15 protein-coding genes are annotated in these 15359 nt (G+C 62.3%); 11 read left to right on the top strand and 4 right to left on the bottom strand.

All coding sequences use genetic code 11. The features are described 5' to 3' along the window. Positions 1 to 21 precede the first annotated feature (21 nt). Entirely contained in the window at positions 22 to 843 is an 822-nt protein-coding gene (locus JQ611_RS16000; RefSeq protein ID WP_212465962.1) for an enoyl-CoA hydratase, read from the bottom strand. A 94-nt stretch (positions 844 to 937) separates the two neighbouring features. Between JQ611_RS16000 and JQ611_RS15995 the strand changes: the two genes are divergently transcribed. Then, a complete protein-coding gene (locus JQ611_RS15995; protein ID WP_212465961.1) occupies positions 938 to 1357 on the top strand; it encodes a hypothetical protein in 420 nt (139 codons plus the stop codon). Positions 1358 to 1550: 193 nt separating this feature from the next. On the opposite strand, the gene JQ611_RS15990 is transcribed toward JQ611_RS15995, so the two are convergent. Further along, a complete protein-coding gene (locus JQ611_RS15990) occupies positions 1551 to 1946 on the bottom strand; it encodes a helix-turn-helix domain-containing protein (RefSeq protein WP_212265058.1) in 396 nt (131 codons plus the stop codon). Positions 1947 to 2592: 646 nt separating this feature from the next. On the opposite strand from JQ611_RS15990, the gene JQ611_RS15985 reads away from it, so the two are divergent. Then, the gene (locus tag JQ611_RS15985) at positions 2593 to 2859 is read left to right on the top strand and encodes a hypothetical protein (protein ID WP_212265057.1); all 267 of its coding nucleotides are present in this window, start codon (positions 2593 to 2595) and stop codon (positions 2857 to 2859) included. Between the two features lie 193 nt (positions 2860 to 3052). Here the strand turns inward: JQ611_RS15985 and JQ611_RS15980 are convergent, their stop codons facing one another. Beyond that, positions 3053 to 4561, bottom strand: a complete 1509-nt coding sequence (locus tag JQ611_RS15980; protein ID WP_212265056.1) for a sensor histidine kinase — start codon at positions 4559 to 4561, stop codon at positions 3053 to 3055. Positions 4562 to 4838: 277 nt separating this feature from the next. Between JQ611_RS15980 and JQ611_RS15975 the strand changes: the two genes are divergently transcribed. From JQ611_RS15975 to JQ611_RS15965, 3 genes are all read left to right on the top strand, one after another. Further along, positions 4839 to 5837 carry a TRAP transporter substrate-binding protein gene (locus JQ611_RS15975; RefSeq protein WP_212265055.1) on the top strand — a complete coding sequence of 333 codons (999 nt, stop codon included), beginning with the start codon at positions 4839 to 4841 and terminating at the stop codon, positions 5835 to 5837. Between the two features lie 139 nt (positions 5838 to 5976). Next, positions 5977 to 6492, top strand: a complete 516-nt coding sequence (locus tag JQ611_RS15970; RefSeq protein WP_212265054.1) for a TRAP transporter small permease — start codon at positions 5977 to 5979, stop codon at positions 6490 to 6492. After that, positions 6489 to 7808, top strand: coding sequence for a TRAP transporter large permease (locus JQ611_RS15965; protein ID WP_212265053.1), 1320 nt, complete (start codon positions 6489 to 6491; stop codon positions 7806 to 7808). The genes JQ611_RS15970 and JQ611_RS15965 overlap by 4 nt, the downstream gene beginning before the upstream one ends. Before the next feature lie 50 nt (positions 7809 to 7858). Here the strand turns inward: JQ611_RS15965 and JQ611_RS15960 are convergent, their stop codons facing one another. After that, positions 7859 to 9121 carry a serine hydrolase gene (locus JQ611_RS15960; RefSeq protein ID WP_212465960.1) on the bottom strand — a complete coding sequence of 421 codons (1263 nt, stop codon included), beginning with the start codon at positions 9119 to 9121 and terminating at the stop codon, positions 7859 to 7861. Between the two features lie 134 nt (positions 9122 to 9255). On the opposite strand from JQ611_RS15960, the gene JQ611_RS15955 reads away from it, so the two are divergent. The 6 genes from JQ611_RS15955 (at position 9256) to JQ611_RS15930 (ending at position 15359) form a co-directional block, all read left to right on the top strand. After that, complete coding sequence (locus tag JQ611_RS15955) at positions 9256 to 10194, top strand: dioxygenase (RefSeq protein WP_212265051.1); 939 nt, start codon at positions 9256 to 9258, stop codon at positions 10192 to 10194. Positions 10195 to 10514: 320 nt separating this feature from the next. Further along, a complete protein-coding gene (locus JQ611_RS15950; RefSeq protein ID WP_212265050.1) occupies positions 10515 to 11828 on the top strand; it encodes a CmpA/NrtA family ABC transporter substrate-binding protein in 1314 nt (437 codons plus the stop codon). A gap of 62 nt (positions 11829 to 11890) precedes the next feature. After that, a complete protein-coding gene (gene ntrB, locus JQ611_RS15945; protein ID WP_212265049.1) occupies positions 11891 to 12799 on the top strand; it encodes a nitrate ABC transporter permease in 909 nt (302 codons plus the stop codon). A gap of 13 nt (positions 12800 to 12812) precedes the next feature. Then, on the top strand, positions 12813 to 13607 hold the full coding sequence (locus JQ611_RS15940; protein WP_212265048.1) for an ABC transporter ATP-binding protein: 795 nt from the start codon (positions 12813 to 12815) through the stop codon (positions 13605 to 13607). A 99-nt stretch (positions 13608 to 13706) separates the two neighbouring features. Then, on the top strand, positions 13707 to 14132 hold the full coding sequence (locus tag JQ611_RS15935) for a globin family protein (protein ID WP_212265047.1): 426 nt from the start codon (positions 13707 to 13709) through the stop codon (positions 14130 to 14132). Between the two features lie 9 nt (positions 14133 to 14141). Beyond that, complete coding sequence (locus JQ611_RS15930) at positions 14142 to 15359, top strand: NAD(P)/FAD-dependent oxidoreductase (RefSeq protein ID WP_212465959.1); 1218 nt, start codon at positions 14142 to 14144, stop codon at positions 15357 to 15359.

Genomic DNA, 15359 nt, shown 5'->3' with positions numbered 1-15359 from the left:
GAACAGGGCGCTGCGCTCCCGTTACTTACCCTTGAACTTCGGCTTGCGCTTTTCCATGAACGCGGTGCGGCCCTCGCGAAAATCCTCAGAGTCCATGCAGGCGGTGCCGATCTGCTTGATCGATTCCATGTCACGACGGCTTTCGTCTTTCAGCACCTCGGCGATGGTGATCTTGGCGGCCTTGATCGCGAGCGGCGCGTTGCCGGAAATCGTGCGTGCGATCTCCATGGTCGCGTCCCACAAATCGGGCCCGGGCAAGACGCGATCGACGAGCCCGATCCTCAATGCTTCGGCGGAGTCGATCCGCATGCCCGTATACATGATGAGCCGCGCCCAGGACGGCCCGACCAACGAGACCAGATGCTTGAGGCCGTCATAGCCATAGGCGATGCCGAGTTTGGCGGCGGGAATGCCGAACTGGCTGTTGTCGGCCGCAAGACGGATGTCCGCCAGCATCGCGACCTGCATGCCGCCGCCGAGGCAGAAGCCCCGGATGCAGGCAATCGTCGGCTTGGGGTAGTCCGCCAGCAACGCACGCTGCGCGGCGCTGCGCCTGGAATACTCTTCGGAGGCTTCGGCGTTGTGGCGGGTCTTTTCGAACTGGCTGATATCGGCGCCCGAGACAAACGCCTTGTCGCCGGCGCCGGCCATGATCACGACGCGGATGTCGGGATTGTCGCGCAATTCGATCAGCGCGCTGCCGAGCCCTTCCCACATCTCGAGCGACATGGCGTTGCGCTTCTCGGGATTGTTGAAGGTGATGACCCCGACGCCGTCGCTGACGCTCTGCAGGATCTTGCCGTCGGCGTAGGAATTTTCGGTGTTGCTGGGAACATCTAGCATCGCTCGGACTCCAGTCCGGGTTCAGGAAGCTTCCGGCTGTCGTGCCATGGTTCAGCGACCCCGGGCAAGGTCCGGAATCAAGACCAATCCTGCCATGCGTTTTCGCTGTGGCGTGCCATGGTGGTTCGCAACAGACAAGAAGAATGACTCCATCCGGCCTACACGACGAGCCTCTATACGCCATACGCCCTCGACGGTCCCGGGCTGCCGCACGCCGCATTTCCGGCGCGCCGACGGCAGTTCGATTTACGACGCCATGGGCGAGGGGTTTACGCTGTTGAGGTTCGATTCCGCCGCTGATGTAGCGGCGCTCGAGGCGGCGGCTCGTTTGAGAGGTGTGCCGCTTGGGGTGCTCGATGTCGAGGGAGCGGACATTGCCACCGATGATGGCAACGGTCTGGTGCTGTCGGGTCTGGTGTTGTCGCGGCCGGACCAGCACGTGGCCTGGCGGGGCGTTCGGGTGCCGGACGATCCGCTTGGGTTGAGCGATCGTGCGCGCGGCGCCGGAAGCTAGAGCCGTTCTGACGGAGTCACAACCGGGCTCTATTTGTTGCAGCGGGGTCTATTTGTCGAAGACGTCGATTTGTTCAAGGCGATTTGTTGGAGGCGTGGTTGTTCGCGGCGTATTTTTTTGACGCATACTTTTTTTCACGCGTGTTCTTCGCGCGAACCGGCCCCCGGTCCGCGCGAAAACACCAGGCGACCGATCAGCCTTCGTTCGCTGCGATCGATTCCATCAAGGACACCAGCTGACGTTGTACGGTCTGGTCCTTGATCTTGCTGTAGGCTCGCAACAACCGCAGGCTGAAAGCGCTGTCGAGGAACAGCAGGCTCTCGACCTCACGCGCCTTGCCGTCGCCGTCGTAGAAGAAGGTGACGGGCACATCGAGCGCGGTAGCGATCTGCTGAAGACGAGCTGCGCCGACACGGTTGACGCCCTTCTCGTACTTCTGGACCTGCTGGAAGCTGACGCCGAGCTTGTCGCCAAGCTCTGCTTGCGAGATTTTCTGCTCAACACGCCGCAGGCGAATCCGCTTGCCCAATTCAATGTCGGGTTTGCCGGCACTGCGCTGCTTCATCTTCTTTGCTGCTGATGTTTTCATTCTGGTTTTACCGTCCTTCGATCGGGAAACCCTGAGCGATCAAGCCAGGGGTTCATCCGCATTTACCGCGTTAAGTTCGTCAGGATCGTGAGTTCGTCGTTAGAACCACGGGATATCGAGTGATTGCGGGATGGTAGCCAAACGCATTTGCGCATTGGAAACACCCTGATACCGGCGCCGTCGACTGCCTCCAGCCATTGGCGCCCGGGGCATAATTTAGCAAAACCCCGCACCCGTACATTTGGCAAACTATTCGACAAACTACAACCACCGCGAGTTCACTTGCCACAGATTTTGGGAGCATACTTACCGTGTAGCGCCTGTGTACCCGGTACTTCTACGGATATTTGTGGCGGGTTGTGGGCTGATGAAATACCGCTTTAGGTGTACGCGAAGACTTCCCGTGGCTTGTATCGCGCGCATGCCTCAACCGTGATATTTAGAAAAATACAGCACGGTCGATACGATTTTCAAATCGATAGCGCGCTGGACAATTGAGTAAAACTTCGGGATCATCAGGTCAGGCTCTCACACGATCCATTGCGTGACAGCGGCCGAATTATTTTGGTGCCTTTTCGTGGAGAGGCTCATGAAGCGACGATCCGGACCGCCTCCAATCTACCTTGCAAGCTCGGGAACTGACAAAATGCCGGCGGCCCATTCAGAAGAACGATTGCTGTCGCTCCTCGCAACGCTGGAGGAATGCCGGGCGTTTCTGATGGATAAGGCCAGCCCGGAGACCGCGAGATTGCTGTCACTGGCCATTCTCGAGCTTCGGATGGAACTGCATCGGGTGACGGATTCCGAACTCAAGGCATTGTGCGACCTGATGGTGACGGATGCTCAGGCTGCGCAGACCACCAAGGCCGCACCGGGCCCGCGGTTGCCGCCTTATTTGAAGCTCATCAAATAAGCGCTGCCTTCGGCCCGATAGGCCTGCGCAAAAACTCCTCGACCGGTCGACCTGCACGGCGCCTTTGCCGGTGCGACTCGTTGTCGCTCTTTGGTTGCGGGCAACCCCATCCCGGCTCCACCTGCGGTGACATCCACCGGTTCCGCCCTTCGAACACGCGCCGCGGCTCGTCGCGGTCGAAATCGCCGTCCGCTCAAGTCTCCTGCTCGAGCGCTGCGGTCACCGTGCAGACGACGCCGCGCGGCAGAAAGTCGACGGTGGCTTCGCCGCCGAGCTGGTCGCGCGCGCTGCGCTCGATCAGGCGCGAGCCGAAACCGCGCTGCACCGGCGCAGAAACGTGCGGCCCGCCGGATTCGGTCCAGATCATCCGAAGTTTGCGGCCATCGCTTTGCGCGATGATCTCCCAATCCAGCGCAACGGTTCCACTGTCGTTCGACAGCGCACCGTATTTTGCGGCATTGGTCGCTATCTCGTGCACGATCATCGACAACACCACGGCGAGCCGCGGCGATAGCGGCACCATCGGTCCGAACATCCGCACCCGATCCGGATTGTTGAGCAGATAGGGCTTGAGAACCCGTGCGATGACGTCCTGCAACTCGGAGCCCTGCCATTTCTCCTGGCTTAACAGATTATGCGCTTCGGCGAGCGCACCCAGCCGGCCCTCGAATTTCTCGCGCTCGGCCCGGCTGGCGCTGCGGAAGGTCTGGGTGGTGATCGACTGCAGGATCGCGAGCGTATTCTTGACGCGGTGGTTGAGCTCGTCGATCAGGAGATCGTGCAGCATCTCGCCGCGGGCAATCGCCGTCGCCATCCGCACCGCAAAGGCAAGGCCGACCAGCAGCAGCACGCCCCCGATCACGCTGGTGATCGCGAGACTGCGCCACAGGGGCGCGACCAGCGAGCTTTCCGCAATCCCGCCGGCGACCGTCCAGCCGGTGAGCGAGGAGCGCGCAACGCCGGTGATCAGCGGCACGCCTTCGAGCGACACGGTCGCAAAGGTCCCCTCGGGTTTGCGGAACAGCTCCGCATAGAGCGACGGCGATGCCCGCTGGCCGATGGTGTTCTGCGGGTTCGGTACACGCGCGAAATTGGTGCCTTCGCCGTCGAAGATCGAAATCGTCCAGTCCTTGCCCGGAAGCTGCTTTTCGATCATCTCTTGGAAAATCTCGATCGGCGGGCTGAACGAGATGTCGTAGATCACCTCGCCGTCGCGAATGACCGGCACTTCGACCGTCACGATCAGCCCCTTCTTGACCACGCCGGTGAACAGGTTCGAGTAGTATGGACGCTTGGTCGCGAACACCTTCTCGACAAGGTCAAGGTTGTTGCGCAGCGGAAGGGTGGCGGTGTCAGGCGTGACCGAGGAGAACAGCTGGCGACCTTCGCGGTCCGCCACCAGCACCACGCCGTCCCTGCCGTATTGTTCGAGGAAACCGGTAGCGATGCGACGGAAACCGTCGAAGTCGCGGTCCCGCAGCGCGTTGGTCAGCGACAGCACCTGGAGCCCGCCGGTCATGCGCTGCATTTCGGCATCGAGCACGAGGCGGATGCCGCGTACGGTTTCGAGCACGCGCTGCGTGGCGTCCTTGCGGTCCTGGCCGTAATTATTGAAAACGATGCCGGCCGCGAAAATGATCAGCGGCAGCGTGGTTCCCGCCACCAGAAGGACGAGACGCATCGGCAGTGAAAGCTTTGGCAATGCTCGTCCCGGATCGGCCCCCAACCGCCGCGAGCATAGGAGAAGCAGCCGGCATCCGCCAAGGATTTTAGTCCGATTTCGCGTTCGTGACCGGCGGAGCGGTGGCCTGCTTGGTGCGCCGCATCATTCCGTACGCTGCAGCATTATGCTGTTCAATCCGCGCATTGGAATTAGCTTCCATCGCAGCGTTCTTTTGAATACGCTCCGAAAATTGCAAGCCGCAACGTCGGCAAAGCCCACGACCCGGTACAAGGGCGGGGCTCAGGGAGGGGACAACATGAATCGCAGAACAGTATTGGCTGGGCTCGGTGCGACAGCGGCCGCGGGCGTTCTTGGAATGCCATCCATCCTGAAGGCGCAGGCGCCTGTCACGCTGAACGGCGCCGTGCAGTTCAACGACGACCACGCGTTTACCAAGGCGCTGGTTCGGTTCGAAGAGCTGGTGAAGAAGTATTACGGCAAGCCCGTCAATTTCACGCTGCACAAGAACTCGTCCCTCGGTCTCGAGAAGCAGTATTTCGAGTACATGTCGCAGGGCAAGGCGGTCGATTACGGCATCGTCTCGCCGGCCCACATGTCGACCTTCGCCAAGGCGGCGCCGTTCATCGATGCGCCCTTTGTGTTCAAGGGCATCGACCACATGAACAAGGTCGTTGAAGCGAATATCCTGGCGCCGATCGCCGACGAAGTCGCCGCGAAGGCCGAGGTGGTGCTGGTCGGCTATTCCGGCGGCGGCATCCGCAACATCTTCGCCAACAAGCCGTGCAAGAATCTGGCCGACCTCAAGGGCCTCAAGGTGCGCGTGCAGGGTGCGCCGATCTGGTCGAAGACGTTCGCAGCCGTCGGCATGAGCCCGACGGTGATCGCCTATAACGAAGTCTACAACGCCATCCAGAATGGCGTGATCGCCGCGGGCGAGAACGAAGCCGCCGGCGTCGAGGCGATGAAGTTCTACGAAGTGGCGCCGCACCTCAATCTGACCGAGCACGCGGTCTCGATCCGGCCGATCTGCTTCTCGGTGAAGACGCTCAAGACCCTGCCCAAGGATCTGCAGGACGCCATCATGAAAGCGGGCAAGGAGGCCGGTGATTTCGGCCGCAAGCTCGAGTCCAGCGAGGAAGTCATCAAGCTCGACGCGCTGGAGAAGGCGGGCAAGCTCAAGCGCGTTCCGTTCCAGGAGCGCGACGCCATGAAGAAGCTCGCCGATCCTGTGATGGCCACCTACGCCAAGGAAATCGGCGCCGAGGGCATCTTCGAAAAAATCAACATCGCCTAGGGCATGATCCGGAAAAGTGGGTACCGGTTTTCCGAAAAGATCATGCCCAAATAAGACGGCTGCGCGTCGCAGACCGGAGTTTCGGGGGCAAGCTTCACCGCTTGCCCCGTTCGATGAGTATTACCGCGCGGGGGCGCCAATGACCGAACTGCCGATCGATTTCAACCCGTCTCTGTGGCGGCGACTGACGCGCGCCTATGGCAAATTGCTGGAAATCCTGCTGGCGGCTTGCGTCGGCATCCTGGTCATTCCCGTCACGCTGCAGATCATCTCGCGCTATACGCCCTTCATCCCGTCCTACATCTGGACCGAGGAAATGGCGCGGTTCCTGTTCATATGGACCATCATGATCGGGGCCATGGTCGGCGTCAGGGAGGCGCAGCATTTCGAAGTCGATGTGTGGCCCGATTTGTCGCGGCGCTCCGAGGCCGCGGTGCGGATATTGGCGCGCCTCGGCATCCTGGCGTTGGCGCTGGTGTTCGTGTGGGCGGGCATCGAGTTCACGCGCTTTGCCTGGAACAGGACTTCGGAGCTGGCCGATCTGCCGCTCTGGCTAATTCACGTCGCATGGCCGGTGGCAGGCTTCACATGGATCGCGTTCGCGGGCGAACAGATCGTCGATGAAATGCGAATCCTGATGGGGGCTCAGCGATGAGCGGCAGTGTTCTCTCCTCCGGCGAGGCCGCGCTGGTATTGTTTGGCACCTTCATCGGGCTGCTGATCATCCGCGTACCGGTCGCCTTCGCGCTCGGGCTCGCCTGCCTGCCGATCCTGCTGATCGAGCCGCGGCTGTCGATGATGATGCTCGCGCAGGAAACCTTCAACGCCTACAATTCTTTCATCCTGCTGTCGGTGCCGTTCTTCCTGCTGACGGCGAACCTGATGAGCATCGGCGGCATTACCGACCGGCTGGTGGCGCTGTCGCGCGCGATGGTCGGGCACTGGCCGGGCTCGCTGGCGCAGATCAACGTGGTGCTGTCGGTGTTCTTCGCTGGCATCTCCGGCTCCTCGACCGCGGATGCGGCGAGCCAGTCGAAGATCTTCATCGATGCCCAGACCAAGGAGGGTTACGACCTCTCGTTCTCGATCGCCATCACCGCGGTGTCGGCGGTGCTCGCGGTCATCATCCCGCCGTCGATCCTGATGATCGTGTGGGGCGGGCTGATCTCGACATCGATCGCGGCGATGTACCTGGCCGGCATCGTGCCGGGATTGCTGATCGCGGGCGCGCAGATGGCAACCGTGCATATTTATGCAGTCCGGCGTGGTTATCCGACCTATCCAAAGTCCAGCTGGGTGGAGATGCGCTGCTCGCTCTGGCGTTCGATTCCAGCGCTGGTAACGCCGTTCATCATCGTCGGCGGTATTCTCCTCGGCTGGTTCACGGCGACCGAATCCGCCTGCGTCGCGGTGCTGTATTCGGTGGCGCTGTCGACCTTCTTTTACCGGGAAACCGGCGCCAAGGAGCTCTACAAGGCTTTGCTCGACACCGGACGGCTGGCCGGGGTCGCGCTGTTCTGCATTGGCACGGCGAGCGCATTCGGCTGGCTGCTGGCCTATTACAAGATTCCGGAGGGGTTGCTCGCCAACGTCTCGACCTGGGGTATGGGACCGATCGCGGCGGGCTTCTTCATCGCCTTCTGCTTCCTGGTCGTCGGCTGCTTCCTCGACGCCATTCCGGCGATCGTGATCGTCGGTACCGTGCTGGAGCCGCTGGCGCGATCGGTCGATCTGCACCCGGTGCAGTTCGCGATCATTTCGATCGTCTCGCTGGCGTTCGGGCTGGTGACACCGCCTTACGGCCTGTGCCTCATGATCGCGTGCTCGATTGCGGGGGTGCGGCTGCGCTATGCGCTCAAGGACACGGTCATCATGCTGATACCGATGCTGCTGGTGCTGGCGGCGCTGATCATCTGGCCCAGCGTATCGCTGTTCCTGCCGCGCCTGATCGTGCCGGAGATGCTGAAGTAATCGGAAATCCCCGCGGCGATCGTGCGCGCCGCGGGACGGAACGCTGTGCTTCAAAGATTGCTGTCGGTGATCGCCGAATACACCAGGGTGCGCAGCTCGCGACGCAGCGGATAGGCGCTCGACGGCAGCACCTGCGTCATGAAGATCGTGATCAGTTCTTCCGCAGGATCGATGAAGAACGACGTCGTTGCCGCACCGCCCCAGTTGTATTCGCCGGGGCTGCCGGGAATCAGCGTCTGCGCCGGGTGCATGGTGACAGCAAAGCCGAGACCGAACCCGATTCCGTTATAGGCGGCTTCGCTGAACAGCGAACGCGACATGCCGGGCAGATCCAACCCGCCGGGCAGATGGTTCGACGTCATCAAGTGGAGCGTCTTAGGCCCGATGAGCCTGACGCCGCCAAGCTCGCCGCCATTGAGGAGCGCCCGGCAGAAGGTGAGATAGTCGGCCGCCGTCGAGCACAGGCCGCCGCCGCCGGAGACGAGGGAGGGGGGGGTAAGGAACGAACTCGTAGCCGGGTCATCCTGCAGCTTCAATGTGGCCTCGCCGGCCGTCATGCCGATCTGTACGCCGGCGGAATAGCACGCTGCGAACCGGTGCGCCTTGTCCGCCGGCACGAAGAAGTCGGTGTCGTTCATGCCGAGCGGATTGAAGATGCGTTCCTTCAGGAACTGCTCGAACGGCATGCCGCTGATTTTGCCGATCAGATAGCCGACCACGTCGGTGGCAACCGAATAGTTCCAGCCTTCGCCCGGCGAAAATTCCAGCGGGATCTTGGCGAGGTCCTCGATCATGCTTTGCAGCGTGCCGGCCTTGATGACCTCGCCGATCTTGTTTTCGCGATAGGCGGCGTCGACATTGGAGCGCTGCTGGAAGCCATAAGTAAGACCCGAGGTGTGGCGCAACAGGTCCACGATCAGCATCGGCCGCGACGGTGGCCGGGTCAGGAAGGCCGGGAAGGTGCCGGCCTGGAACACGCCGAGGTTCTTCCATTCCGGAATGTATTTATGGACGGGCTCGTCGAGCGCGACGCGGCCCTCTTCGAGCAGCATCATGAACGCCACGCTCGTGATCGGCTTGGTCATCGAATAGATGCGGAAGATGGTGTCGTCCTTGACCGGGACCTTGCGCTCGATATTGGCAAAGCCCTGCACGGTCGAGTGCACGACCTTGCCGCGGCGGTAGATCAGGACCTGCGTTCCCGGGAAGCGGCCGGCGTCGATGTAGCGCTGCTTCAGATGGTTCTCGAGACGGTCAAGCGCCGGCTTCGACATTCCGGCAGACTCGGGCGTGGCGGGGGTAGGGGCTAACATCAGGGCTGATCTCCGGCTGGCGAGGGAGCCTTGATAGCCGAAAAGTGTGCCCCGTTCCAACCGCCTGCGCTTACCCCGTGCGGTACGGTGGTGTAGGCTTGACCCAGCCACCATGCACCCCGCAGGACAGCCAAATGCCCCAATTCAACGAGACCGAACTGACCGCCGCCGTGATCCGCAGCTTCGAAGACACGCCGGATCCGCGGGCGAAATTCCTGCTGCAGGAACTGGTGAAATCGCTGCACGATTATGTCAGCCGGACCGATCTCACCTTCGAGGAATGGGAATACGCGATCGATTTCCTGACCCGGACCGGTCAGAAGTGCACCCCGATCCGCCAGGAGTTCATCCTGCTCTCCGACGTGCTCGGGGTCTCGATGCTGGTCGACGCCGTCAATCATCGCGAACGCGAAGGCGCCACCGAGACCACCGTGCTCGGGCCGTTCTATGTCGGCGAACACAAGGTGATGCCGCACGGCACCGATGTCTCGGCCAATTTGCCGGGCGAGCGGATGTTCGTGCAAAGCCGTGTCACCGACCTCGCCGGCAAGCCGCTGGCGAATGTTCCCGTCGATATCTGGCACGCCGACGACGAGGGCTATTACGATTCACAGAAGGCGTCTTATGCGACGGAGGGCCCCTCGTCGCGGGCGCGCTTCGTCACCGATGCCGATGGCCGGTTCTTCTTCCGCACCATTTTGCCGTGCAGCTATCCGATCCCGACCGACGGTCCGGTCGGCGAGATGATCATCCAGACCCGGCGGCACGCGATGCGGCCGGCGCATGTGCACTTCCTGGTCGATGCGCCCGGCTATCAGCCGCTGATCACCCATGTGTTCATGGAAGGCGACAAATATCTGGATTCCGACGTGGTGTTCGGCGTCAAGGACGAGCTGGTCGCGAAGATCGAAAAGCGCACCGACGCGGTCATGCCGGACGGCAAGCCCGCGGCCGCACCGTGGCACCTGATGACCTACGAGTTCAGGATGAAAGCGGGCGATGGCGCCGCCCCAAAACCGATGATGGCGAAGACGACTGACAAGACAACTGACAAGGCCACCGAGCACGCCTGAAACCACTGTTTTTGCATCTGCTCAATTCTTGTGCGCCGCACAAGAATTGAGCGAATCGCAAATTTAGAATGCGACTAGCTATCCTTCGGCGTCACCTCGCCAAATCATCAATTAATTGAAATAATTAGGCTTTTTTCGCTGAAAAGGGCTTGGCACGAAGCTTGAATAGTTAGTGCTGACGCCATTGATGCCGTCCCTTGAGACCACTCATCCGAATTGTATCGCCGCCATTCCGGGGCCTCCCCGGAACGCGCCTTTTTGCGCCTCGCGCGGCGGCACCAATCGGACGGCCCGTTCAGACGCAAAGGAGCGCTATACCCATGACGAAGCCCACCCATCCGACCTCACGCGGCCTCAGCCGCCGCCGGCTTCTGAAAGCGACCGCCGGCACGGCGGCGTTGCTGGCCGCGGCCAAGCTGAACTTCCCGGCCGGCGCCTTTGCGCAAGGGGCGGGGCCCGAAGTGAAGGGAGCCAAGCTCGGCTTCATCGCGCTCAGCGATGCCGGCGCGCTGTTCGTGGCCAAGGACAAGGGCCTGTTCGCCAAACACGGCATGCCCGATGTCGACGTGCAGAAGCAGGCCTCCTGGGGCACCACGCGCGACAACCTCGTACTGGGATCGGAAGGCAACGGCATCGATGGCGCACACATCCTGACGCCGATGCCGTACCTGATCTCGGCCGGCAAGGTGACGCAGAACAACCAGCCGACGCCGATGTACATCCTGGCGCGGCTCAATCTCGACGCGCAGTGCATCTCGGTCGCCGCCGAATATGCCGATCTCAAGGTCGGGATCGACGTTAAGTCGTTCAAGGAAGCGTTGGAAAAGAAGAAGGCTGCCGGCAAGCCGATCAAGGCGGCGATGACGTTCCCGGGCGGCACCCACGATCTGTGGCTTCGTTATTGGCTCGCCGCCGGCGGCATCGACCCCGACAAGGACATCGAAACCATTACGGTGCCGCCGCCGCAAATGGTCGCCAACATGAAGGTCGGCACCATGGACTGCTTCTGCGTCGGCGAGCCCTGGCCCGGCCAACTCGTGCATCAGAAGATCGGCTACACCGCGGTCAACACCGGCGAGATCTGGAACAAGCACCCCGAGAAGTCGTTCGCGATGCGCTCGGCCTGGGTCGACAAGAACCCGAACGCCGCGAAAGCCATCACCATGGCGGTGCTGGAGGCGCAGCAATGGTGCGACAAGATGGAGAACAAGGAAGAACTCGCCACCATCATGGGCAAGCGGCAGTGGATCAACTGCCCGGTCGAGGACATTCTCGATCGCGCCAAGGGCAAGTTCGACTACGGCACCGGCAAGGTGGTCGAGAACTCACCGCACATCATGAAGTACTGGCGCGACCACGCCTCCTATCCGTTCCAGAGCCACGATCTGTGGTTCATGACCGAGGACATCCGCTGGGGCAAGTTCGAGCCCGGGTACGATTCCAAGGCGCTGATCGCCAAGGTCAACCGCGAAGACATCTGGCGCGATGCCGCGAAGGCGCTCGGCGTGGCGGCTGCGGATATTCCGACCTCGAAGTCGCGCGGCAAGGAGACCTTCTTCGACGGCAAAGTGTTCGATCCGGAAGATCCGGCTGCGTACCTGAAGTCCCTGTCCATCAAGCGTGCTGATGTCTGATCCAGGTGAGGCCGCACGCCTTGGCGTGCGGCCGGCCATTTAAATACGGAGACGCATTTCCCATGAATATGCCAGCGATCAAGACCGAGCCCGCCACCGCGATTGTTGCGCCTGCGGCTGCCTCGGCTGTCACCCCGGTCGTGTCGATGACGCCGAAGCGTCCGCCGCGCGCCGAAAAATACGCCAAGATGGCAAAGGACACCGCGGTACGCGTCGTGCCGCCGCTGATCGTGATCGCGCTCCTGATGCTGTTCTGGGAGCTGGTCTGCCGCCGCACCGGTTCGACCCTGCCGCCGCCCTCGCGCGTGTTCAAGGACACCAAGGAGCTGATCTTCGATCCGTTCTTCGATCGTGGCGGCATCGACAAGGGCCTGTTCTGGCATCTTTCCGCAAGTCTGCAGCGCGTCGCGCTCGGCTATTCGATCGCTGCGATCGTCGGCGTCGCGCTCGGCACGCTGGTCGGCCAGTCGGTCTGGGCGATGCGCGGGCTCGATCCCTTGTTCCAGGTGCTGCGCACCATCCCGCCGCTGGCGTGGCTGCCGCTGTCGCTCGCCGCGTTCCGCGACGGCCAGCCCTCGGCGATCTTCGTCATCTTCATCACCTCGGTGTGGCCGATCATCATCAACACCGCGGTCGGCATCCGCAACATCCCGCAGGACTATCGCAACGTCGCCGCCGTGGTGCAGCTCAATCCGCTGGAGTTCTTCGGCAAGATCATGATCCCGGCCGCGGCGCCCTACATCTTCACGGGCCTGCGCATCGGCATCGGCCTGTCCTGGCTCGCGATCGTCGCGGCCGAGATGCTGATCGGCGGCGTCGGCATCGGCTTCTTCATCTGGGACGCCTGGAACTCCTCGCACATCAGCGAAATCATCCTGGCGCTGTTCTATGTCGGCATCATCGGCTTCGTGCTCGATCGCTTGATCGCAGGACTGGGCAAGATCGTGACCCGCGGCACTTCCGCAGGCTGAAGGATACATAATCATGCACGCTTATCTGAAGCTCGACCACATCGACAAGACCTTCACCCGCGGCAATGCCACGACCGAGGTGCTGAAGGAAATCAACCTGACGATCGACAAGGGCGAATACGTCTCGATCATCGGCCATTCCGGATGCGGCAAGTCCACGCTGCTCAATATCGTGGCCGGCCTTACCGACTGCACCAATGGCTGCGTGCTGCTGGAAAACCGCGAAGTCAATTCGCCGGGACCGGATCGCGCAGTGGTGTTCCAGAACCACAGCCTGCTGCCCTGGCTGACCGTCTATGAAAACGTCCGCCTCGGCGTCGACAAGGTGTTCGCTTCGAGCAAGACCCGCAGCGAGCGCGATGCCTGGGTGATGCACAATCTCAACCTCGTGCAGATGGCCCACGCCAAGGACAAGCGCCCGTCGGAAATCTCCGGCGGCATGAAGCAACGCGTCGGTATCGCGCGGGCGCTGGCGATGGAGCCGAAGGTTTTGCTGCTCGACGAGCCCTTTGGCGCGCTCGACGCGCTGACCCGCGCGCATCTGCAGGACTCGGTGATGGCGCTGCATCAGAAGCTCGGCAACACCATCCTGATGATCACCCATGACGTCGACGAGGCCGTGCTGCTGTCGGACCGCATCGTGATGATGACCAACGGGCCGAGCGCGCGGATCGGCGAAGTGCTGGAAGTGCCGCTGGCGCGTCCGCGCAAGCGGCTCGAGCTCGCAACCAACCCCGGTTACCTCAAGTGCCGGCAGCGCGTGCTCGAATTCCTTTACGAGCGGCATCGCTTCGTCGAAGCGGCGTAGTTCTTGCTTTGCTCCCCGGGGCGAAGGACTTCGCTCCCGCCGGGGCGAAGGATTTCGCTCCCGAACGGGGCAAAGCTTTGGATGAGGCAGGAGAACGACATGACGCCAGAGCAAGTCAAACTCGTGCAACAAAGCTTCGCCAAGGTCGCGCCGATTTCCGAGCAGGCGGCGGTTTTGTTCTACGGCCGCCTGTTTGAAGTGGCCCCCGGCGTCCGGGCGATGTTTCCGGACGACATGACCGAACAGCGCAAGAAATTGATGGCGACGCTCGCCGTCGTCGTGGGCGGACTGACCAACCTCGAAGCCGTGCTCCCCGCCGCGAGCGCGCTCGCCAAGCGCCATGTCAATTACGGCGCAAAGGCCGAGCACTATCCCGTCGTTGGCGGCGCCCTGCTGTGGACCCTGGAAAAGGGGCTCGGCGACGCCTGGACGCCGGAAACGGCATCCGCCTGGACCGCCGCCTACGGCACGCTGTCCGGTTACATGATTTCGGAAGCCTACGGCAGCGCTCAAGCCGCCGAGTGAGGATACGCCATGAGCGAGCCGCTGGTCATTGTGGGCAACGGAATGGCTGCCGCGCGTCTGGTCGACGAGCTGGCCAAGGTTGCGCTCGGGCGCTACGCCATTGCCGTGATCGGGGACGAACCGCGGCTAGCGTATAATCGCGTGCTGCTGTCGTCGGTTCTCGCCGGCGAGACCGCCTCGCACGATATCGAGCTCAGGCCCGCTTCATGGTGGCGCGACCGCGGCGTCACCCTGAAATATGGCTGCCGGGCCACCGAGGTCGATGTCGGTCGGCGCGAAGTCAAGATCGCGAACGAGGAAAGCATCCCGTTTTCAAAACTGATCCTGACCACGGGCTCGTCGCCGTTGCGGCTCAACGTGCCCGGCGCCGATCTTGCCGGCGTCCACACGTTTCGCGACAGCCGCGACGTCGATCTCCTGCTGACGCTGGCCGCGCAGAAGAAGCGCGTCGTGGTGGTGGGTGGCGGTTTGCTCGGACTGGAAGCGGCTTACGGGCTCGCCAAGGCCGGCGCGCCGGTGACGCTGGTTCATTTGATGGACCGGCTGATGGAGCGCCAGCTCGATGCGCCCGCCGCGGAACTGTTGAAATCGCTGGTCGAGCGCAAGGGCATCGAGATCCTGCTCAACGCCAATACTGCGCGCATCCATGGCGAAACCCGGGTCGAGGGCGTCGAACTGACGGACGGCCGCCGTATCGATGCCGATGCCGTGATCTTCGCGGCGGGCATCAGGCCGAACATCGCGTTGGCAAAAGAAGCCGGCATCGCCGTCAACCGGGGCGTCGTCGTCGATGACCATCTGCAAACCGCCTCGCCTGACATCTTTGCGATCGGCGAATGCGCCGAACACCGCGGCATCTGCTACGGCCTGGTCGAGCCGGCCTATGAGCAGGCGCGCGTGCTGGCGCGGCATCTCGCCGGCAGCGACGCCTCTTATAGCGGCAGCATCGTGGCGACCAATCTGAAGGTCTCTGGCGTCAGCGTGTTCTCTGCGGGTGATTTCGTGGGCACTGAGGGCTCCGAGACCATCGTGCTCAGCGATCTCAACTGCGGCACCTACAAGAAGCTCGTGGTCGCGGACGGACGGCTGACCGGCGCGGTGCTGATCGGCGATGTCAGCGACGCGCTCTGGTATCTCGAACTGATCCGCACCCGTCAGCCCACCGCGCGCATTCGCGCCGACATGATGTTCGGCCGTTCGCTCGCGATCCGTTCAGAGGCAGCATGA

Origin of the sequence: Bradyrhizobium sp. AUGA SZCCT0182 (genome assembly GCF_018130185.1) — a bacterium.
Lineage (GTDB): Bacteria > Pseudomonadota > Alphaproteobacteria > Rhizobiales > Xanthobacteraceae > Bradyrhizobium.
The sequence above is the reverse complement of the archived record's forward strand: the minus strand, read 5'-3'. Positions and strand labels throughout refer to the sequence as shown.

Coding starts and splice junctions, on each gene's coding strand:
- JQ611_RS15970 (WP_212265054.1), top strand. CDS start 5,977: ATGACCGAACTGCCGATCGATTTCAACCCGTCTCTGTGGCGGCGACTG.
- JQ611_RS15965 (WP_212265053.1), top strand. CDS start 6,489: ATGAGCGGCAGTGTTCTCTCCTCCGGCGAGGCCGCGCTGGTATTGTTT.
- JQ611_RS15975 (WP_212265055.1), top strand. CDS start 4,839: ATGAATCGCAGAACAGTATTGGCTGGGCTCGGTGCGACAGCGGCCGCG.
- ntrB (WP_212265049.1), top strand. CDS start 11,891: ATGAATATGCCAGCGATCAAGACCGAGCCCGCCACCGCGATTGTTGCG.
- JQ611_RS15935 (WP_212265047.1), top strand. CDS start 13,707: ATGACGCCAGAGCAAGTCAAACTCGTGCAACAAAGCTTCGCCAAGGTC.
- JQ611_RS16000 (WP_212465962.1), bottom strand. CDS start 843: ATGCTAGATGTTCCCAGCAACACCGAAAATTCCTACGCCGACGGCAAG.
- JQ611_RS15995 (WP_212465961.1), top strand. CDS start 938: ATGCGTTTTCGCTGTGGCGTGCCATGGTGGTTCGCAACAGACAAGAAG.
- JQ611_RS15960 (WP_212465960.1), bottom strand. CDS start 9,121: ATGTTAGCCCCTACCCCCGCCACGCCCGAGTCTGCCGGAATGTCGAAG.
- JQ611_RS15940 (WP_212265048.1), top strand. CDS start 12,813: ATGCACGCTTATCTGAAGCTCGACCACATCGACAAGACCTTCACCCGC.
- JQ611_RS15985 (WP_212265057.1), top strand. CDS start 2,593: ATGCCGGCGGCCCATTCAGAAGAACGATTGCTGTCGCTCCTCGCAACG.
- JQ611_RS15950 (WP_212265050.1), top strand. CDS start 10,515: ATGACGAAGCCCACCCATCCGACCTCACGCGGCCTCAGCCGCCGCCGG.
- JQ611_RS15955 (WP_212265051.1), top strand. CDS start 9,256: ATGCCCCAATTCAACGAGACCGAACTGACCGCCGCCGTGATCCGCAGC.
- JQ611_RS15930 (WP_212465959.1), top strand. CDS start 14,142: ATGAGCGAGCCGCTGGTCATTGTGGGCAACGGAATGGCTGCCGCGCGT.
- JQ611_RS15990 (WP_212265058.1), bottom strand. CDS start 1,946: ATGAAAACATCAGCAGCAAAGAAGATGAAGCAGCGCAGTGCCGGCAAA.